We start from the raw sequence: 16,096 nt of genomic DNA, 5'->3' as shown, positions 1-16,096 counted from the left end.
CTTTCCCCGAATACCTCTGAATCAGACCTAATCTCATCAGTGTGGAACCGGAGAGGCTCGCCGACGACTTGGTGGCCGCGCTGATCGGAGTGCAGCGGCTGATCCGCCGGCGCGTACGCGGCGGGATGGCCGCGCCGCCGCTGCGCGGAGCGGAGGTCGAACTGCTGCGCCTGGTGGTGGAACGGCCGGGCATCGGGGTGTCGGACGCCGCCAAGGAGCTGTACCTGGCGGGCAACTCGGTCTCCACGCTGGTCAAGCACCTGCTCCGCGACGGCTATCTGATCCGTGAGACGGATCCGGCCGACCGGCGGGCCGCGCGCCTGCTGCCCACCGAGGCGGCCAGGGCACGGCTGCACGACTGGCGCGAGCGGCGCGCGGCACTCGTACGCGGCCAGGTGGCCCGCCTCGACGAGGCGGACCGCAAAGCGCTCGAGGTGGCCCTTCCGGCCCTGCGCAAGCTGGCGGAGAACCTGCACGAGGAGGCCGAGGAGACATGACGCGGAACGCGACGGACGGCGACGCCCCGGCAGTCGGCGCCGTCACCTGCGCCGGACTGCGCTACTCCTTCGGAGAGACCAACGCGGTCGACGGGCTGGACCTCTCCGTCCGCGACGGCGAGGTCTTCGGACTGCTCGGCCCCAACGGCGCGGGCAAGACCACCGCCATCCGCTGCATGACCACGCTCCTTCCCGTCCCGGCCGGCATGGTGCGCGTCTTCGGCCACGACGCGACGCGCGAGCGCATGGCCGTACGGCGCCTGCTGGGCTACGTACCGCAGCAGCTCTCCGCCGACGCCGGGCTCACCGGCCGGGAGAACGTGGCCCTGTTCGCCCGTGTCTTCGACGTCTCGCGCAGCGAGCGTGCCCGCCGCGTGGACCAGGCCCTCGCCGCCGTCGACCTCACCGCCGCGGCCGACCGGCTCGCGAAGACGTACTCCGGCGGCATGGTCCGCCGGCTGGAACTCGCCCAGGCGCTGGTCAGCGCGCCCCGCCTGCTGATCCTCGACGAGCCCACCATCGGCCTCGACCCCATCGCCCGGACCAACGTGTGGGAGCACATCAACGCCGTACGCGCCGCCACCGGCATGACCGTCCTCGTCACCACCCACTACATGGACGAGGCGGACCAGTACTGCGACCGCGTCGCCCTGATGCACCGCGGCCGTGTTCGCGCCCTCGGCACCCCCGAGGAGCTGCGGAGCGGCCTCGCGCAGCGGCTCGGCACCGAAGGCCCGTTGCCGACGCTGGAGGACGTCTTCCGTGACGTCGCCGGCAGCGGACTCGACGACCAGTCAGGAGACTTCCGCGATGTCCGAAGCACCCGCCGCACCGCGTCCCGCGTCGGCTGACCGCGCCCACCCGGCGGACCTCGACCTGCTGGTGACCCCGCCCCGGGCCCGTACCGGCTGGAAGGTCCTGCCCGCCCGGGTCGGCGCGATGTGCGCGGTGGAGCTGCAGAAGCTGCGGCACGACCGCACCGAGCTGTACACCCGGGCGGTCCAGCCGGCGCTGTGGCTGCTGATCTTCGGGGAGACGTTCACCCGGATCAGGGCGATCCCCACCGAAGGCATCCCCTACCTGGACTACCTCGCGCCCGGGATCATCGCCCAGTCCGCGATGTTCATCGCGATCTTCTACGGCATCATGATCATCTGGGAGCGGGACTCCGGGATCCTCACCAAGCTGCTGGTCACCCCGACCCCGCGGGCCGCGCTGATCGCCGGAAAGGCCTTCGCCGCCGGGGTGAAGGCGCTGGTGCAGGCGATCGTGGTGGTCCTGATCGCGGCGCTGCTCGGGGTCGCGCTGACCTGGAACCCGCTGCGGCTGCTGGGTGTCGCGGTCGCCGTCGTCCTCGGCTCGGCATTCTTCTCCTGCCTGTCCATGACGATCGCGGGCATCGTCCTGACCCGGGACCGCCTCATGGGCATCGGCCAGGCGATCACGATGCCGCTGTTCTTCGGCTCCAACGCCCTCTACCCGGTGCACGTCATGCCCGGCTGGCTCCAGGCCATCAGCAAGGTCAACCCCCTGAGCTACCAGGTCGACGCCCTGCGCGGTCTGCTCCTCGGCACGCCCTCCCACCTGCTCACCGACTTCCTGGTGCTGCTGGTGGCGGCGGCAGTGGGCATCGCGTCGGCGTCGTCGCTGCTGGGACGTCTGGCCCGCTGACGCCGGGGAGGGGCGACTCACCTCTTCTTCCAGAACGCCATCAGATCCGCGAGCGCCCTGATGATCTCGGGGCGCTGCGACGCCTCCGCCTGCCGCAGACTGATGGCGAGCGACAGAAGGATCATGGCGACGAAGAGGCCGACGGCGTAGACGAAGAGCTGCGGGGCGGCCACGGCCACCTGCTCCAGTACGGACCACATAGCGCCTCCCGGACATTTCCAGCCGCTGCGTCCGAGAGACTCCGGCAGGGCGCGAAGCCCCTCGACGAAGGCAGGTCGATCGATCTCCGTGGTGCTTTGTGTCGGGTCTGCGGCGCCGGCTGCTGCAGCCCGTGCGTCGGTCCCGGTCGAAGGTGAGGGGCCCGTACGTCGAGCAGCTCGGCACCCTGAGCGGTTCGGTCTCGTCGACGTCGGCGGAGGCGGGGCGGAACTCCTCGCCGCCGCCCGACCAGTTACTTCGTCATATCAAGCTATCCGAGAGGGCCACACGACCCCGGGTGACGCGCGCGCCGGTTCACTCTCCCGGCCCCTCGGTGCGCCGGCCGGTCGTCGCACCTCAGCGCAGGGAAGGGATCTCGATGGCGGGGCAGCGGTCCATCACCATCTCCAGGCCGGCCGCGCGGGTGCGCTCGTACGCCTGCTCGTCGATGACGCCCAGCTGGAACCACACCGCTTTGGCGCCCTTCGCCACGGCTTCGTCGGCAACGGCGCCGGCGAGGTCGCTGTTCACGAAAACGTCCACGACGTCGACGTCGAAGGGGATGGCTTCGAGAGAGGGGAAACCCTGTTCCCCATGCACCGTCTCGGCCTTCGGGTGAACGGGGACGATCCGCTTGCCATAGCGCTGAAGGACCTCGGCCACTCTGTAGGCGGCGCGTCGCTCGTTCGATGAGAGACCGACGATCGCCCATGTGTCACCGAGCTCGTTGAGGATCTTGCGGACCGTCTCCGTCTCGCTGTGCATGCCGTGCCTCCGCTGGGTGGGATGTCCGTCCCCGAAGGGAACGGCCTTCGACTCTGCGCCATTCCCAGCGGTTCCGCGTGAACCTGTGCGGCCACCAAGTCGCTCGCGATCGGCGGAGAAGGTCAGCGGGCTGGGGCGCTTCGGCGGGTCCTGGACGGCGGAGAAGTTCACCGCGCAGCACTGCCTGCGGCCCGGCCCACTCGGCCGCCCTTCCCTGGCGCGCCGTCACCCAGTCGCGCAGCGTGGAGGTGAGCAGCGGCATCCGGCGTGGCGGCGAGAGGGCCGCAGGAGAGGTGAGACGTATGGGCACGGACACTTCCAGGCCCCGTGTCGTGGTCGGCGTCGACGGTTCGCGGTCCTCCCACGCGGCGCTGCTCTGGGCCGTGCGGTACGCCGGCCTGATCGGCGGCACCGTGGACGCCGTGGCGGCGTGGGATCTGCCCGGCGCGTACGGCTGGTCGGCTCTGGCCGTGGACGCCGACTTCGACGAGGCCGTTGCCCGGCAGCGGCTGAACCAGGAGCTGAACGAGGTGCTGGGAGCCGAGGAAGCGGCCTCCGTGAGGGCGCTGCTGATCCGTGGCAACACCGTCGACGTGCTTCTGAGGGCCGCCGAGGGCGCCGATGCGTTGGTGGTGGGCAGCAGGGGGCGGGGCGGGTTCGGCCGGGCCCTGCTGGGGTCCGTCAGCCAGCACGTCGCCCACCATGCGAAGTGCCCGGTTGTCATCGTGCGTCCGGAGCCGCGATGAGGGCCGTGCGGCGGTCCCGGCCGGAAGTGCGATCTCGGTACTCTGTGGTGGTGACACGTCAGTCCACCGTGTCCCGTCCGCCGCGTGCTGGGGCCGAACAGTCCGCCGCCGCACGGCGCGGCGCCTGCGGCGGTGCGGCTGCCTGATCAAGAACACTTTCGAGGCGCCGCCAGAGCGTCGTCGTTCCGGTCGGCACCCGACCGGACGGACTGCTGCAGGACCACGGGAAAGGGGCGGAGCGATGAGGCACCGCAGCGTGGGCGATCTGATGACCCCCACCGCCGTGAGCGTGCGACCGGGCACGACGTTCAAGGAGATCGCACGCCTCCTCGACGAGTACGACATCACCGCCGTCCCGGTGGTCGACGACGGTGACCGGCCCGTCGGAGTGGTGTCCGAGGCGGACCTGCTGCGCAAGCAGACGTCCGGTGACGCCGGCAGCACTGCCGGGGAACTGATGACGAGCCCCGCCGTGGTCGCGGAGCCGGGGTGGGACGCGGTGCGTGCCGCGCGGACGATGCAGACGCAGAAGGTCAAGCGCCTGCCCGTGGTGGACGACGAGGGCCGCCTGATCGGCGTGATCAGTCGAAGCGACTTGGTGCAGATCTTCCTCCGTCACGATCGGGCGATTCAGGAGGAGATCCTCGAGGACGTCATCGTCCGGACGCTGGGCCTGCCTCCCTCGTCGCTGACCGTGGAGGTCATCGACGGCCGGGTCACGCTGAGCGGCAGAGTGGAGCGCAAGAGTCTGCTCCCCGTCACCGCGCGGCTGTGCGAGGGGGTCGACGGCGTGGTGGAGGTCGTCAACCGGCTGGACTTCCACCGGGACGACACCGCCGACGAGGAGGTGGCGCAGCCGTCGGGGTGGACCACATCGACGGAGCCCTGAGCCAGGGCTGCAGCGTTCTGGTGCGCGGACCCGCCCCGGCCGAGACGGATCCCGGCTCCGTACGGCGGCCGGAGGGGGAGCCGGCGCGCCACCGGCTGGTATTCCCGCAGCGACGGCGCCAGGCTCCACGGGAGCGTGGCCAGAGCGGCACCGGCCGTGTGCCGCCGAATGGTCCCGCGTGGGGCCGAAAGGCCCCTTGGGCCGTCCCGGTCCTGTGCAGAGAGCGGAGAGAGCAGGCGGCAGAAGCCTCGTGGGGAAGTGAGCTTCGGTGATGTACTGGAATGGCGGCAGCTGGGCGTGGATGGCTTTCATCCCGCTGGTGCGGATCGCGCTGATCGCCCTGGTGGTGTGGGCGGTGATCCGTCTCTTCCAGCGCCCCGCGCCTCGTGGCGACGGCACCGACTCCCGGCCGGCGCCGAGAGAGACACCCGAGGAGATCCTCGACCGCCGCTACGCCTCCGGCGAGATCGACACGGACACCTACACCGAGACCCGTGAGCAGCTGGCCGCGCACCGGCCGAGACCCCGATGACCAGAGCCGGACGGGGTGAGCCTGGACGGTCTTGTGGGTCATCAGCCGCACCGACGGTTCGGTGTGCGTCTGCGGGCTCCCTTCCGGTCATGTCGGCATCGCGGGCCACGCGGAGTCGCTCGAGTGCGGGGCCACGCGGAGTCACTCGAGTGCGGATCCATGCAGAGTCGCTCGAGTGCGGATCCATGCAAATTCGCTCGAGCGGCGGACCGTCCGGAACGGATTCCGCTCTGCTGCGCCGGGGGCCCGGCCCGCCTTACGCTCGCCTCGTGCTCCGAATCATCGACGCCCGCAGCGGCGAGCCCACCGACGTCCGTCCGGGCCTGGTCCGGGTCCACGCGCACCCGGCCGGGGCCGACAGCTCCGCGCTGCGGGTGCTGCTGGTGGCCGACGTGCTGGCCAGGGCCCTGGAGCTCGGCGGAACCCCCGTCGTCACGGTCGGCGCACCGCCCGCCGCACTCCGGGCACGCGCCGACGACCTCGGCATCCGCCCCGCGGAGCCGGAGGCACCGGGCATCGGACAGGTACTGCACGTGGTCGGAGTACCGGGCGCCGCGCCCGACGGGGTACGTGTCGAGGTGGCCCCCGCGACCGGCCCCGCCGACACCGCCGCCCCGCCGTCGGTGCTACGACTCGCCCTGCTCGCCCACCCCCGCCGACAGCCGGCCGACCTCGACACGGCCACCCTCACCGAGGCGCGGGACACCCTGGTCCGCTGGCGCAAGGCCGTCGCCGCCTGGGCGACCCGCCCCTCCAAGCCGATCCCCGAGCAGGTGCGGCAGGAACTGCGCACCGCCTGGGAGGACGATCTCGACGTCCCCGCCGTCCTGGACGTCCTGCGGTGCGTGGAGAGCGCCGACGACGTGCCGGACGGGGCACGCTTCGAGACGTACGCCTACGCCGACCGGCTGCTCGGACTCGACCTCACCCGCGAGATCGGTACCTGGACATGAGCACCCCGGCCGGGCAGGGCCCGCTGCGCAGGCTCGTCGTGCTGCGGCACGCCAAGTCCGCCTGGCCCGAGGGCGTCCCCGACCACGAACGGCCGCTCGCGGCGCGCGGCCGCCGGGACGCCCCGGCCGCCGGGCGCGCGCTCGCCGAGGCCGACTGGCTGCCCGACCTCGCCCTGTGCTCGACCGCGGTCCGCGCCCGCCAGACCTGGGAGCTGGCCTCGGCCCAGTGGGGCACACCGCCGCCCGTACGACTCCAACGACGGCTGTACGCCGCCGACGTCCCCGATCTGATCGACGCCGTGCACGAAGTGCCCGCCGTCGTGCGGACGTTGCTGCTGATCGGGCACAACCCGGGGCTCGCCGAGCTGGTGCTGGAACTCGCCGGGGACGGCCTGAACGACACGGTCGACCGGGTCCGCACCAAGTTCCCCACCGCGGGCATCGCCGTCCTCGCCTGGCACGGCCCCGCCTGGGAGGCGCTGGCCCCCGGGGCGGCGCTCCTCACGGACGTGGTGGTGGCGCGCGGAAGGAAGCCGAAGTAGGAAGGCTCAGCCGACGTGGACCCGGGGGCGCCGCTCCGGGTCCTGTTCCGCACGGCGCAGCACCTCCCGCGTGACCGGGGCGACCTCGCCGTCCCCGAACACCAGGAAGCGCAGCAGGTGGCTGAACGGGGCACCCTCGGTCCAGTTGAAGTAGGCGTGCGGCACCTGGCCGGTGCGGTCGCGCAGCTCCATCAGGACCGCCGCGATGGTGTTGGGCACGGTCGCGCCCTGGACGCGCAGCCTGCGCACTCCGTGCTTCTCGTCGCCGTGGACGGTCAGATCGGCGGTGAAGTCCGAGGAGTCGGTGACGAAGACCTCCAGGAAGAGCACCGGCCGCCCGTCCGGGATGTGCGTCTGCTCCCGCTGGCTGGACTCCTTGGCGCGGTACTCCCCGGTGGTGTGCTCCTGCGGCTCGTTGGCGATGAGCAACAGCGGCCCGCTCGCCGCGGCCTCGTCGATCAGCCGGGCCGCAGCCTCGTCGAATGTGACCGTCGCCGCCCGCAGTTCGAAGGCGCGGTGCACGCGCGAGGCGAACGAGGTGACGAGGATCGCCACGATGAAGATCATCGCGATCTTGATGCCGTCGGGCCGCTCGATCACGTTGGTGACCAGGGTGTACGCGAGGACGGCGGTGATCGTGCCGAAGCCGAGTGCGGCGGCCCGGTGGCCGCGCCGGTGCACGGCGACCGTCGAGGCGAACGCCGCGGAGAGCATCAGCACGAGCACACCCGTCGCATACGCGCCGCTCTGGGCGTCGACGTCCGCGTGGAACCACAGCGTGATGAGGACCGCGGCCGCCATGAAGACCAGCACGAGGGGCCGGACGGCGCGGGTCCACTCGGGGGCCATGCCGTAGCGCGGCAGATAGCGCGGCACCAGGTTGAGCAGGCCGGCCATCGCGGAGGCGCCCGCGAACCACAGGATCGCGATCGTCGAGATGTCGTAGACCGTGCCGAAGGCCCCGCCCAGGTGCTCGTGCGCGAGATACGCGAGCGCGCGGCCGTTGGCCGGGCCGCCGCTCTTGAAGGCGGCCTGCGGGATCAGGATCGTCGTCGCCAGGCTGGACAGCAGCAGCAGACAGCTCATGATCACGGCGGCCGTGGTGAGCAGTTTGCGCGTGTCGCGCACCCGGCCGGCCGGATCCGCGTAGGTGTCCGTCGGGTCGCCCTTGACCTGCGGCATCACCGCCACGCCCGTCTCGAAGCCGGACATGCCGAGCGCCAGCTTCGGGAAGACGAGCAGCGCCACGCCGATCATCGCGAGCGGCGAGGAGTGCTCGGCGGTCATCGCGTGCGTCCAGTCGCCGATCCGCACCGGGTGGCTGAGCACTTCCCAGGCCGAGACGGCGATCACGACGACGTTGAGCGCGAGGTACGTGGCCACCAGGGCGACCGCGATACCGATGGCCTCCTTGAAGCCCTTCAGGAAAACGGCGCCCAGCGCGGCGACCAGGAGCAGCGTGATCCAGGTGTTGCCGCCGTCCATCCAGTGCGGAGCGAAGGGGTTCTCCACGACGTGGGCGGCGGCGTCCGCGGCCGACAGGGTGATCGTGATCAGGAAGTCGGTGGCCGCGAAGCCGAGGAGCACGAGGACGAGGACCTTCCCCGCCCACCACGGCAGCAGCCGCTCCAGCATGGCGATCGAGCCCTCGCCGTGCGGGCTCTCGTGGGCCACCCGGCGGTACACCGGGAGCGCGCCGAACAGGGTCAGCGCGATCAGCACGAGCGTGGCGAGCGGCGACAGGAGCCCGGCCGCGAGCGCGGCGATCCCGGGCTGGTAGCCGAGGGTGGAGAAGTAGTCCACGCCGGTCAGGCACATCACCCGCCACCAGGCGTGGCCCTCGTGCCCGTCGTCCCGGGTGGCGTGCGGGCCCGGGTGGCGCGCCGCGCGCTCGCTCAGGCCCTCCAGGAGCCAGGCCCGGCAGTGGGCCGCGGCGGTGGAGGGCCGCGAATGGCCGGGCTCGGTGGCGTCCGGGCTCTCCACCTGGGTGCCGGTCATGCGGTGTTCTCCCTGTGATCGTCGGGCGGTCGGACAACGACGAGCGAGTATCCACTACGGGGTGGTGTGCCCCGATGCCGGGGGCGAACGCCTGGGACGCGCCCAGTCGGGTGACCTGGAGGCGGCCACGCGCGAGGCTTACGCCGGTGACGAGTGCCGCGCGCGCGGTGGCTTTCGGACGGCCGTGACGAGCCCACGCGCGCGGTGGCTTTGAGATGGCCGTGACGAGCCCACGCGCGCGGGCTTCCCATACCCGAGACGAGCGCCACGCGCGCGGGGGCTTTCCCATGTCCGTGACCAGCGCCACGCGCGCGTGGCGTGGGCGGCTGCGGGACCGGCCCGCCTGCGGAACCCCGGCGGGTGCCGCATACGCTGGCGTGATGCAGGACGAGTACCGCACAGTCGCCCGCGCGGGCGTGCACGAGACCGAGGTCAACCGCTCCCGTTTCCTGTGCGCGCTCGCCCCGGCCGCCACCGAGGAGGAGGCGCAGGACTTCATCGCGGGCGTCCGCAAGGAGCACGCCGACGCCACCCACAACTGCTACGCGTACGTCATCGGCGCCGACGCCGCGATCCAGAAGGCGAGCGACGACGGCGAGCCGGGCGGCACCGCGGGCGTCCCCATGCTCCAGATGCTGCTGCGCCGGGACATGCGGTACGTCGTCGCCGTCGTCACCCGCTACTACGGCGGCGTGAAGTTGGGGGCGGGCGGGCTCATCAGGGCGTACGGGGGAGCGGTCGGCGAGGCGCTGGACGCGCTCGGCACCCTCACCCGCCGCCGCTTCCGGCTCGCCACGGTGACGGTCGACCACCAGCGCGCGGGCAAGGTGCAGAACGACCTGCGCGCGACCGGCCGTGAGGTACGGGACGTGCGCTACGGCGAGGACGTCACCCTCGAGGTCGGGCTGCCGGATGCCGACGTCGAGGCGTTCCGCGCGTGGCTCGCCGATGTGACGGCGGGCACGGCCCGGTTGGAGCTGGGCGGAGAGGCGTACGGGGACGCGTGACGGACGCACCGGACTGACGGGCCGTCGGGCCGCTTCCGTCCCGGCGGCCCGGTACGGGAGTAACCGCCCGTGATGTCAGACCCGGCCGTTAGTCTCGGGGATCATGAGGCTGCTGCACACTTCCGACTGGCATCTGGGCCGGGCGTTCCACCGCGTGAACATGCTCGACGCCCAGGCCGCGTTCATAGCCCACCTCGTCACCACCGTGCGCGAGCGCGGTGTGGACGCGGTCGTGGTGTCGGGAGACGTGTACGACCGGGCGGTGCCGCCGCTCGCCGCGGTCGAGCTGTTCGACGACGCCCTGCACCGCCTCGCCGACCTCGGCGTGCCCACGGTGATGATCTCCGGGAACCACGACTCGGCGCGCCGCCTGGGCGTCGGCGCCGGCCTCATCGGCCGCGCGGGCATCCACCTGCGAACCGAGCCCGCGGCCTGCGGAACCCCGGTCGTGCTGGGCGACGCGCACGGGGACGTGGCGTTCTACGGCCTGCCGTATCTGGAACCGGCCCTGGTCAAGGACGAGTTCGGGGTCGACAAGGCGGGCCACGAGGCGGTGCTCGCGGCCGCCTTGGACCGGGTCCGCGCCGACCTCGCCACGCGCGCTCCGGGCACCCGCTCCGTCGTCCTCGCCCACGCCTTCGTCACCGGGGGCGAACCCAGCGACAGCGAGCGGGACATCACGGTCGGCGGGGTCGCCGCGGTGCCGGCCGGCGTCTTCGACGGCGTGGACTACGTGGCGCTGGGCCATCTGCACGGCAGCCAGACCATCACCGAGCGCGTGCGCTACTCGGGCTCCCCGCTGCCGTACTCCTTCTCGGAGGCAGGCCACCGCAAGAGCATGTGGCTCGTCGACCTCGGCGCCGACGGCTCGGTCGTGGCGGAGCGCGTCGACTGCCCGGTGCCGCGGCCCCTCGCCCGGCTCCGCGGACATCTGGAGGACCTGCTCGCCGACCCGGAGCTGGCGCGGCACGAGGAGGCGTGGGTGGAGGCCACGCTCACCGACCCGGTGCGGCCAGCCGAGCCCATGGCCCGGCTGACCGAGCGCTTCCCGCACACCCTCAGCCTCGTCTTCGACCCCGAGCGCGCCCCCGAGGACGCCGGTGTGTCGTATGCGCGCAGGCTGGCCGGCCGCTCCGACCAGCAGATCGCGGAGGACTTCGTGGCCCATGTGCGCGGGGCGGGACCCGACGAGCGCGAACGGGCCGTGCTGCGGGAGGCCTTCGACGCGGTGCGCGCCGACCAGGCGGTCCGGGAGGGCGCCCGGTGACCTCGCACACGCGTGGAACGGAGGGGGACCAGTGAGGCTGCACCGACTCGACATCACCGCCTTCGGCCCGTTCGGCGGCACCCAGAAGGTCGACTTCGACGCCCTGTCGGCGGCCGGACTCTTCCTGCTGCACGGGCCGACCGGCGCCGGCAAGACATCCGTCCTGGACGCCGTGTGCTACGCGCTCTACGGAGCCGTGCCCGGCGCCCGGCAGAGCGGTCAGGGCCTGACCCTGCGCAGCGACCACGCCGCGCCGGGGACACGCACCGAGATCCGGCTCGAACTCACCGTCGCCGGACGGCGGCTGGAGATCACCCGGCAGCCGCCCTGGGAGCGCCCGAAGAAGCGCGGCAGCGGCACGACGACCGACAAGGCCCAGACCTGGCTGCGCGAGTACGACAGCGCCGCCCGCACCTGGAAGGACCTCAGCCGCTCCCACCAGGAGATCGGCGAGGAGATCACCCAGCTGCTCGGCATGAGCCGTGAGCAGTTCTGCCAGGTCGTGCTGCTGCCCCAGGGCGACTTCGCCCGCTTCCTGCGCGCCGACGCCGAGGCCCGCGGCAAGCTGCTCGGCCGCCTCTTCGACACCCACCGCTTCGCCGAGGCCGAAAAGCGCCTGGCCGAACGGCGCCGGACCACGGAGGCCGAAGTACGGGACGGTGACGCCGCGTTGCTCGCCGACGCCCACCGCATGCAGCAGGCGGCCGGTGACCCCGTGCCCCTGCCGGACCTCGCCCCCGGCGACCCGGGGCTCGCCGAAGCCGTCCTGAGCTGGGCCGCCGTCGCCCGCAGCACGGCCCGTGAGCGCCTGGCCATCGCCCAGTGCGCGCGCACGGCCGCCGAGTCGGCGCGGGCCGCCGCCGAGCGTGCCCTGGACGAGGTACGCGAACGGGCCCGGCTCCAGCGCAGGTTCGCCGAGGCCCGGGAGCGTGCGGCCCTCCTTGAGCAGCGGGCCGATGCCCACCGGGAGGCGCGGGAGCGCATGGAACGCGCCCGCAAGGCCGAGGCGGTGGCGCCCGCCCTGGACCTGCGCGACTCCGCGGAGGCCGAGCACCGGCGCGCCGCCGAAGCCGAGGCCCGCGCGCGCGCCCGGCTCCCGGAGACCGACGCGGACGCCGGGGCCGCAGGGCTCGCCGCCGCCGCGCGCCGGGCGACGGAGGAGCTGGGCGGCCTGGAGTCGGCCCGCCGCGCCGAGCGGCGACTGGGCGAACTCGCCGCCGAGCGGACGGAGATGGACCGCCAGGAGCGTGCCGACGAAGAGGTCCTGCAGGACGCCGAGGGCTGGCTCGCCGACTGGGAGCAGACCCGAGCCGCCCTGCAGGAACGGATCGACTCCGCCCAGGAGGCCGCCACCCGCGCCGAGCAACTCGCCGTGCGGCGCGAACCGGCCCGGAACCGGCTGAGGGCGGCCCGTGAGCGCGACCGGCTCGCCCAGGACACCGAGGCGGCCCAGGCCCGCGCCCTCGCCTCCCGGGAGCGCGCACTCGCGGCCCACGAACACTGGCTCGACCTCAAGGAACAGCGGCTGAAGGGCATCGCCGCGGAACTGGCCGCCGGGCTCCTCGACGGCGAACCCTGCGCCGTCTGCGGCGCCACCGACCACCCCGCGCCCGCCCGGAAGGTGGCCGGACACGTCGGCCGGGAAGCGGAGGAGCGGGCGCTCGCCGCCTACCGGCACGCCGAGGAGCAGCACGCCGAGGACGAGCGGCGACTCGCCGCCGTACGGGAGGCGCTGGCCGCCGCGACCGCCGAGGCGGGAGACACGCCGACCGGCGAACTCGCCGCGCAGGCGGACGAACTGGAGCGGCTCTACAGCGCCGCACGCGCGGGCGCCTCGCAGCTGCACCCGGCACAGGAGGAGCTGCGGCGGGCCGAGCAGGAACGCGAGCGGCGCACTGCGGCCCGGCAGGAGGCCGCCCTGCGCGTGGCGGCGCGCGTCTCCCGCCGGGACGCGCTGGAGCGTGAACGGAACGCGCTCATGGAGGAGTTGGGCCGGGCCCGGGGCGATGCGGTGAGCGTGGCCGCGCGCGCCGCGCAGCTGGAGCGCCGGGCCGCCCTCCTCACCGAGGCCGCCGACGCGGTCCGCACCGCCGAGGACAGCGCGCAGCGCCTCAAGGAGGCCGACGCACGCCTGGCCGACGCGGCCTTCCGCGCCGGCTTCGACACCCCGCAGGCCGCGGCCGCCGCCCTCCTCGACGACAGCGCCCATCGCGAGCTGCAACGACGCCTGGACGCCTGGCAGCAGGAGGAGGCCGCCGTCCGCGCGATGCTCGCCGAGGCCGACACCGCGGCGGCGGCCCAGCAGCCGCCGGCCGACCTCGCCGGCGCCGAACAGGCCGCCGAGGCCGCGGCCCGCCGGCTGCAGGCGGCGGTCTCCGCCCAGGACGAGGCGGCCCGCCGCTGCGCCGAACTCGACCGGCTGTCCGCGCGTGCGACCGCGTCCGTACGGCGCCTCGCGCCGCTGCGCGACGAGTACGACCGGGTGGCCCGGCTGGCGTCCCTCGCCGCCGGCACCTCCGCCGAGAACGAACGCAGGATGCGCCTGGAGTCGTACGTGCTGGCCGCCCGCCTCGAACAGGTGGCGGCCGCCGCGACCGTACGGCTGCAGCGCATGTCCTCGGGCCGCTACACCCTCGTCCACTCCGACGACCGGTCCGGACGCGGCCGCAGCGGCCTCGGGCTGCATGTCGTCGACGCGTGGACCGGGCGGGAGCGCGACACCGCGACCCTGTCCGGCGGAGAGACGTTCTTCGCCTCCCTCGCCCTCGCCCTCGGCCTCGCGGACGTCGTCACCGACGAGGCGGGCGGGGTGCGCCTGGACACGCTGTTCATCGACGAGGGGTTCGGCAGCCTGGACGACCAGACCCTCGACGAGGTCCTCGACGTGCTCGACTCGCTGCGCGAGCGGGACCGCAGCGTGGGCATCGTCAGCCATGTCGCCGACCTGCGACGCCGTATCCACGCGCAGCTGGAGGTCGTGAAGGGCCGGACGGGTTCCGTCGTACGGCAGCGGGGAGTCGGCTGAGCGGCGGTCAGCGGCCGAGAGAACGGCGGGGGAGGGGCGAGGAGTACACCACGCTCGTCGTCACCGAGCCCAGCGTGCCGATCCTGCCCGACACCTCCTCCAGGTGGCGCATGGAGCGTGCCGTGACCTTGATGACGAAGCAGTCGTCGCCGGTGACGTGGTGCGCCTCCAGGATCTCGGGGGTCGCGGCCACGAGGTCGTGGAACGGCTTGTAGTTGCCGTTCGGGTAGCGCAGCCGCACGAACGCCAGGATGGGCAGACCCAGCCGCTCCGGGTCGACGACCGCCGCGTACCCCTGGATGACGCCGGCCTCCTCCAGCCGCCGCACCCGTTCGGTGACCGCGCTCGCGGACATGGAGACGGCACGCGCCAGCTCGGCGTAGGTGGCGCGGCCGTCGCGCTGGAGGACATCGAGGATGCGCCAGTCGGTGGCGTCCGGGGAATAGGCGGTCATTCCCGAGGGATAGCAGGGGAATCCCCGGCTGATCAAGATGTAGGCCGTTGATCGTCCGTTCAGGGAGGCGGTCGATCGCCATAGGTTTCTGGGCAGCGAACTCCACCAGGGAAAGGTCAGCCCGTTGAGCATCAGCACGACCGCCGAGAACCCCGTCCTGCGCGTCCCCCCGGCCGCGCCGGCCACCGCCGCCGCCCACTTCCGGGCGAGCCTCGCCTTCCACGCCGACGTGTCCGACGTCGCCGCCGCGCTCGCGGCCGGCGGCGACCCCGGGTTCGTCCTCCTCGACTCCCGCTCCACCGCGGCCTGGGACCAGGGCCACATCCCCGGTGCGGTGCACCTGCCCACCGCGCTCATCCGGGAACAGGCCGAGCAACTCCTCGACAGGGCGGTGCCGGTGGTCACCTACTGCTGGGGCCCGGGCTGCAACGGTGCGACGCGCGCGGCCCTCGCCCTCGCCGAACTGGGCTTCCAGGTCAAGGAGATGCTGGGCGGCTTCGAGTACTGGGTGCGCGAGGGCTTCGCGTACGAGACCTGGCAGGGCCCCGGGCAGCGCGCCGCCGATCCTCTGACGGCACCTGCTCAGGACGCGGACTGCGGCTGCTGACCGGCCGCCCGCCGCGCCCCGGGGCGTGGGAAAACCGGGTGCGGGCGGCGCCCGCCGTCCGCATCATGGCGACCGTGCCCCGACTCCCGCATCCCGCGCCCGAAGAGCTCCGACGCGATCCGCTGCCCCTGCGCGGCCGCACCGCCCTCGTCACCGGCGCGAGCAGGCGCGCCGGCATCGGGTACGCGGTGGCCCGGCGGCTGGCCGCGTACGGCGCCGGGGTCTATCTGCACCACCATGTGCCGCACGACGCGGACATGCCCTGGGGCGCCGACCGCGTCGACGACGTGGTCGCCGGAGTGCGCGCGGCACTCGGCGACCCGGGCGCGCCCGTTGCGGACGGCCCCGCGGACCTCTCCGACCCGGCGGCCCCGGCCGAGCTGGTCGCGCGGGCCGCCGAGGCGCTGGGCGGACGCATCGACATCCTCGTCGCCAACCACGCGCTCAGCGGCAGCGACGGCACCCTCGACACCATCGACGCCGCCATGCTGGACGCGCACTGGGCCGTGGACGCCCGCTCGGTGCTCCTCCTGGTGCAGGCGTACGCCCGGCTGCGCGCCGGGCTGCCGTCGGGCACTCCGGGCGGGCGGGTGGTGATGATGACCTCGGGGCAGGACCTCGGGGACGGCATGCCGGGCGAGATCGCGTACGCGCTCCAGAAGGGCGCCCTCGCCTCGATCACGCGCTCGCTGTCCACGACGCTCGCCGAGCACGCCGTCACCGTCAACACGGTCAACCCCGGCCCCGTCGACACCGATTACCTGACCGGTGACGCCTACGAGGCCGTCGCCGCGCGCTTCCCGGCCGGGCGCTGGGGCATGCCCGACGATCCGGCCCGGCTCATCGCCTGGCTCGCCACGGACGAGGCGGCCTGGATCACCGGTCAGGTCATCGGCTCGGAGGGAGGCTTCCGCCGCTGACGGCCGGACCCGGCGGAGATCCGGC

The 16,096-nt window shown here is 73.3% G+C and carries 17 protein-coding genes; 13 read left to right on the top strand and 4 right to left on the bottom strand.

Going from position 1 to position 16,096, the window contains the following annotated elements:
- The first annotated feature begins 41 nt into the window (after positions 1–41).
- The 3 genes from ACIRC0_RS21605 to ACIRC0_RS21595 are packed head-to-tail and all read left to right on the top strand — an operon-like array spanning position 42 to position 2,168.
- A complete protein-coding gene (locus tag ACIRC0_RS21605) occupies positions 42–497 on the top strand; it encodes a MarR family winged helix-turn-helix transcriptional regulator (protein ID WP_403617777.1) in 456 nt (151 codons plus the stop codon).
- Positions 494–1,348: an ABC transporter ATP-binding protein gene (locus ACIRC0_RS21600; protein WP_403617775.1), complete on the top strand. Its 855-nt coding sequence runs from the start codon at positions 494–496 to the stop codon at positions 1,346–1,348. The genes ACIRC0_RS21605 and ACIRC0_RS21600 overlap by 4 nt, the downstream gene beginning before the upstream one ends.
- On the top strand, positions 1,308–2,168 hold the full coding sequence (locus ACIRC0_RS21595) for an ABC transporter permease (RefSeq protein ID WP_403617773.1): 861 nt from the start codon (positions 1,308–1,310) through the stop codon (positions 2,166–2,168). The genes ACIRC0_RS21600 and ACIRC0_RS21595 overlap by 41 nt, the downstream gene beginning before the upstream one ends.
- Positions 2,169–2,185: 17 nt before the next feature.
- Here ACIRC0_RS21595 and ACIRC0_RS21590 read toward each other — a convergent pair whose 3' ends face one another.
- Entirely contained in the window at positions 2,186–2,368 is a 183-nt protein-coding gene (locus tag ACIRC0_RS21590) for a hypothetical protein (protein ID WP_103844673.1), read from the bottom strand.
- Positions 2,369–2,723: 355 nt separating this feature from the next.
- On the bottom strand, positions 2,724–3,131 hold the full coding sequence (locus ACIRC0_RS21585) for a CoA-binding protein (RefSeq protein ID WP_403617771.1): 408 nt from the start codon (positions 3,129–3,131) through the stop codon (positions 2,724–2,726).
- Positions 3,132–3,433: 302 nt separating this feature from the next.
- Here ACIRC0_RS21585 and ACIRC0_RS21580 point away from each other — a divergent pair, with 302 nt between their 5' ends.
- From ACIRC0_RS21580 to ACIRC0_RS21560, 5 genes are all read left to right on the top strand, one after another.
- Positions 3,434–3,877 (top strand): universal stress protein, encoded by a 444-nt coding sequence (locus ACIRC0_RS21580; protein ID WP_403617769.1) that lies wholly within the window; start codon positions 3,434–3,436, stop codon positions 3,875–3,877.
- A gap of 241 nt (positions 3,878–4,118) precedes the next feature.
- Positions 4,119–4,766, top strand: a complete 648-nt coding sequence (locus tag ACIRC0_RS21575; RefSeq protein ID WP_403617767.1) for a CBS domain-containing protein — start codon at positions 4,119–4,121, stop codon at positions 4,764–4,766.
- A gap of 301 nt (positions 4,767–5,067) precedes the next feature.
- Entirely contained in the window at positions 5,068–5,298 is a 231-nt protein-coding gene (locus ACIRC0_RS21570) for an SHOCT domain-containing protein (RefSeq protein ID WP_403617765.1), read from the top strand.
- A gap of 269 nt (positions 5,299–5,567) precedes the next feature.
- Positions 5,568–6,251, top strand: a complete 684-nt coding sequence (locus ACIRC0_RS21565; protein ID WP_403617763.1) for a hypothetical protein — start codon at positions 5,568–5,570, stop codon at positions 6,249–6,251.
- Positions 6,248–6,793 (top strand): SixA phosphatase family protein, encoded by a 546-nt coding sequence (locus ACIRC0_RS21560; RefSeq protein WP_403617761.1) that lies wholly within the window; start codon positions 6,248–6,250, stop codon positions 6,791–6,793. Before ACIRC0_RS21565 ends, ACIRC0_RS21560 begins: the two co-directional genes overlap by 4 nt.
- A gap of 6 nt (positions 6,794–6,799) precedes the next feature.
- Here ACIRC0_RS21560 and ACIRC0_RS21555 read toward each other — a convergent pair whose 3' ends face one another.
- The gene (locus tag ACIRC0_RS21555) at positions 6,800–8,791 is read right to left on the bottom strand and encodes an amino acid transporter (protein WP_403617759.1); all 1,992 of its coding nucleotides are present in this window, start codon (positions 8,789–8,791) and stop codon (positions 6,800–6,802) included.
- Between the two features lie 380 nt (positions 8,792–9,171).
- Between ACIRC0_RS21555 and ACIRC0_RS21550 the strand changes: the two genes are divergently transcribed.
- From ACIRC0_RS21550 to ACIRC0_RS21540, 3 genes are all read left to right on the top strand, one after another.
- The gene (locus ACIRC0_RS21550; RefSeq protein WP_403617757.1) at positions 9,172–9,798 is read left to right on the top strand and encodes a YigZ family protein; all 627 of its coding nucleotides are present in this window, start codon (positions 9,172–9,174) and stop codon (positions 9,796–9,798) included.
- Between the two features lie 103 nt (positions 9,799–9,901).
- Entirely contained in the window at positions 9,902–11,065 is a 1,164-nt protein-coding gene (locus ACIRC0_RS21545) for an exonuclease SbcCD subunit D (protein WP_403617755.1), read from the top strand.
- A 31-nt stretch (positions 11,066–11,096) separates the two neighbouring features.
- Positions 11,097–14,090: an AAA family ATPase gene (locus ACIRC0_RS21540; RefSeq protein ID WP_403617753.1), complete on the top strand. Its 2,994-nt coding sequence runs from the start codon at positions 11,097–11,099 to the stop codon at positions 14,088–14,090.
- Positions 14,091–14,097: 7 nt separating this feature from the next.
- On the opposite strand, the gene ACIRC0_RS21535 is transcribed toward ACIRC0_RS21540, so the two are convergent.
- On the bottom strand, positions 14,098–14,544 hold the full coding sequence (locus tag ACIRC0_RS21535) for an Lrp/AsnC family transcriptional regulator (protein ID WP_403617751.1): 447 nt from the start codon (positions 14,542–14,544) through the stop codon (positions 14,098–14,100).
- Positions 14,545–14,668: 124 nt separating this feature from the next.
- On the opposite strand from ACIRC0_RS21535, the gene ACIRC0_RS21530 reads away from it, so the two are divergent.
- Together ACIRC0_RS21530 and ACIRC0_RS21525 are read left to right on the top strand one after the other, a co-directional pair.
- Positions 14,669–15,151: a rhodanese-like domain-containing protein gene (locus ACIRC0_RS21530; RefSeq protein ID WP_403617750.1), complete on the top strand. Its 483-nt coding sequence runs from the start codon at positions 14,669–14,671 to the stop codon at positions 15,149–15,151.
- Positions 15,152–15,225: 74 nt separating this feature from the next.
- Complete coding sequence (locus ACIRC0_RS21525; RefSeq protein WP_403617748.1) at positions 15,226–16,071, top strand: SDR family oxidoreductase; 846 nt, start codon at positions 15,226–15,228, stop codon at positions 16,069–16,071.
- The last annotated feature ends 25 nt before the right edge of the window (positions 16,072–16,096 follow it).

The sequence above is a fragment of the Streptomyces sp. NPDC093984 genome (assembly GCF_044764595.1).
GTDB lineage: Bacteria > Actinomycetota > Actinomycetes > Streptomycetales > Streptomycetaceae > Streptomyces > Streptomyces cynarae.
This window is presented reverse-complemented; position numbering and strand designations above follow the sequence as displayed.

Coding starts and splice junctions, on each gene's coding strand:
- ACIRC0_RS21545 (WP_403617755.1), top strand. CDS start 9,902: ATGAGGCTGCTGCACACTTCCGACTGGCATCTGGGCCGGGCGTTCCAC.
- ACIRC0_RS21600 (WP_403617775.1), top strand. CDS start 494: ATGACGCGGAACGCGACGGACGGCGACGCCCCGGCAGTCGGCGCCGTC.
- ACIRC0_RS21575 (WP_403617767.1), top strand. CDS start 4,119: ATGAGGCACCGCAGCGTGGGCGATCTGATGACCCCCACCGCCGTGAGC.
- ACIRC0_RS21555 (WP_403617759.1), bottom strand. CDS start 8,791: ATGACCGGCACCCAGGTGGAGAGCCCGGACGCCACCGAGCCCGGCCAT.
- ACIRC0_RS21560 (WP_403617761.1), top strand. CDS start 6,248: ATGAGCACCCCGGCCGGGCAGGGCCCGCTGCGCAGGCTCGTCGTGCTG.
- ACIRC0_RS21595 (WP_403617773.1), top strand. CDS start 1,308: ATGTCCGAAGCACCCGCCGCACCGCGTCCCGCGTCGGCTGACCGCGCC.
- ACIRC0_RS21570 (WP_403617765.1), top strand. CDS start 5,068: ATGGCTTTCATCCCGCTGGTGCGGATCGCGCTGATCGCCCTGGTGGTG.
- ACIRC0_RS21585 (WP_403617771.1), bottom strand. CDS start 3,131: ATGCACAGCGAGACGGAGACGGTCCGCAAGATCCTCAACGAGCTCGGT.
- ACIRC0_RS21550 (WP_403617757.1), top strand. CDS start 9,172: ATGCAGGACGAGTACCGCACAGTCGCCCGCGCGGGCGTGCACGAGACC.
- ACIRC0_RS21535 (WP_403617751.1), bottom strand. CDS start 14,544: ATGACCGCCTATTCCCCGGACGCCACCGACTGGCGCATCCTCGATGTC.
- ACIRC0_RS21590 (WP_103844673.1), bottom strand. CDS start 2,368: ATGTGGTCCGTACTGGAGCAGGTGGCCGTGGCCGCCCCGCAGCTCTTC.
- ACIRC0_RS21580 (WP_403617769.1), top strand. CDS start 3,434: ATGGGCACGGACACTTCCAGGCCCCGTGTCGTGGTCGGCGTCGACGGT.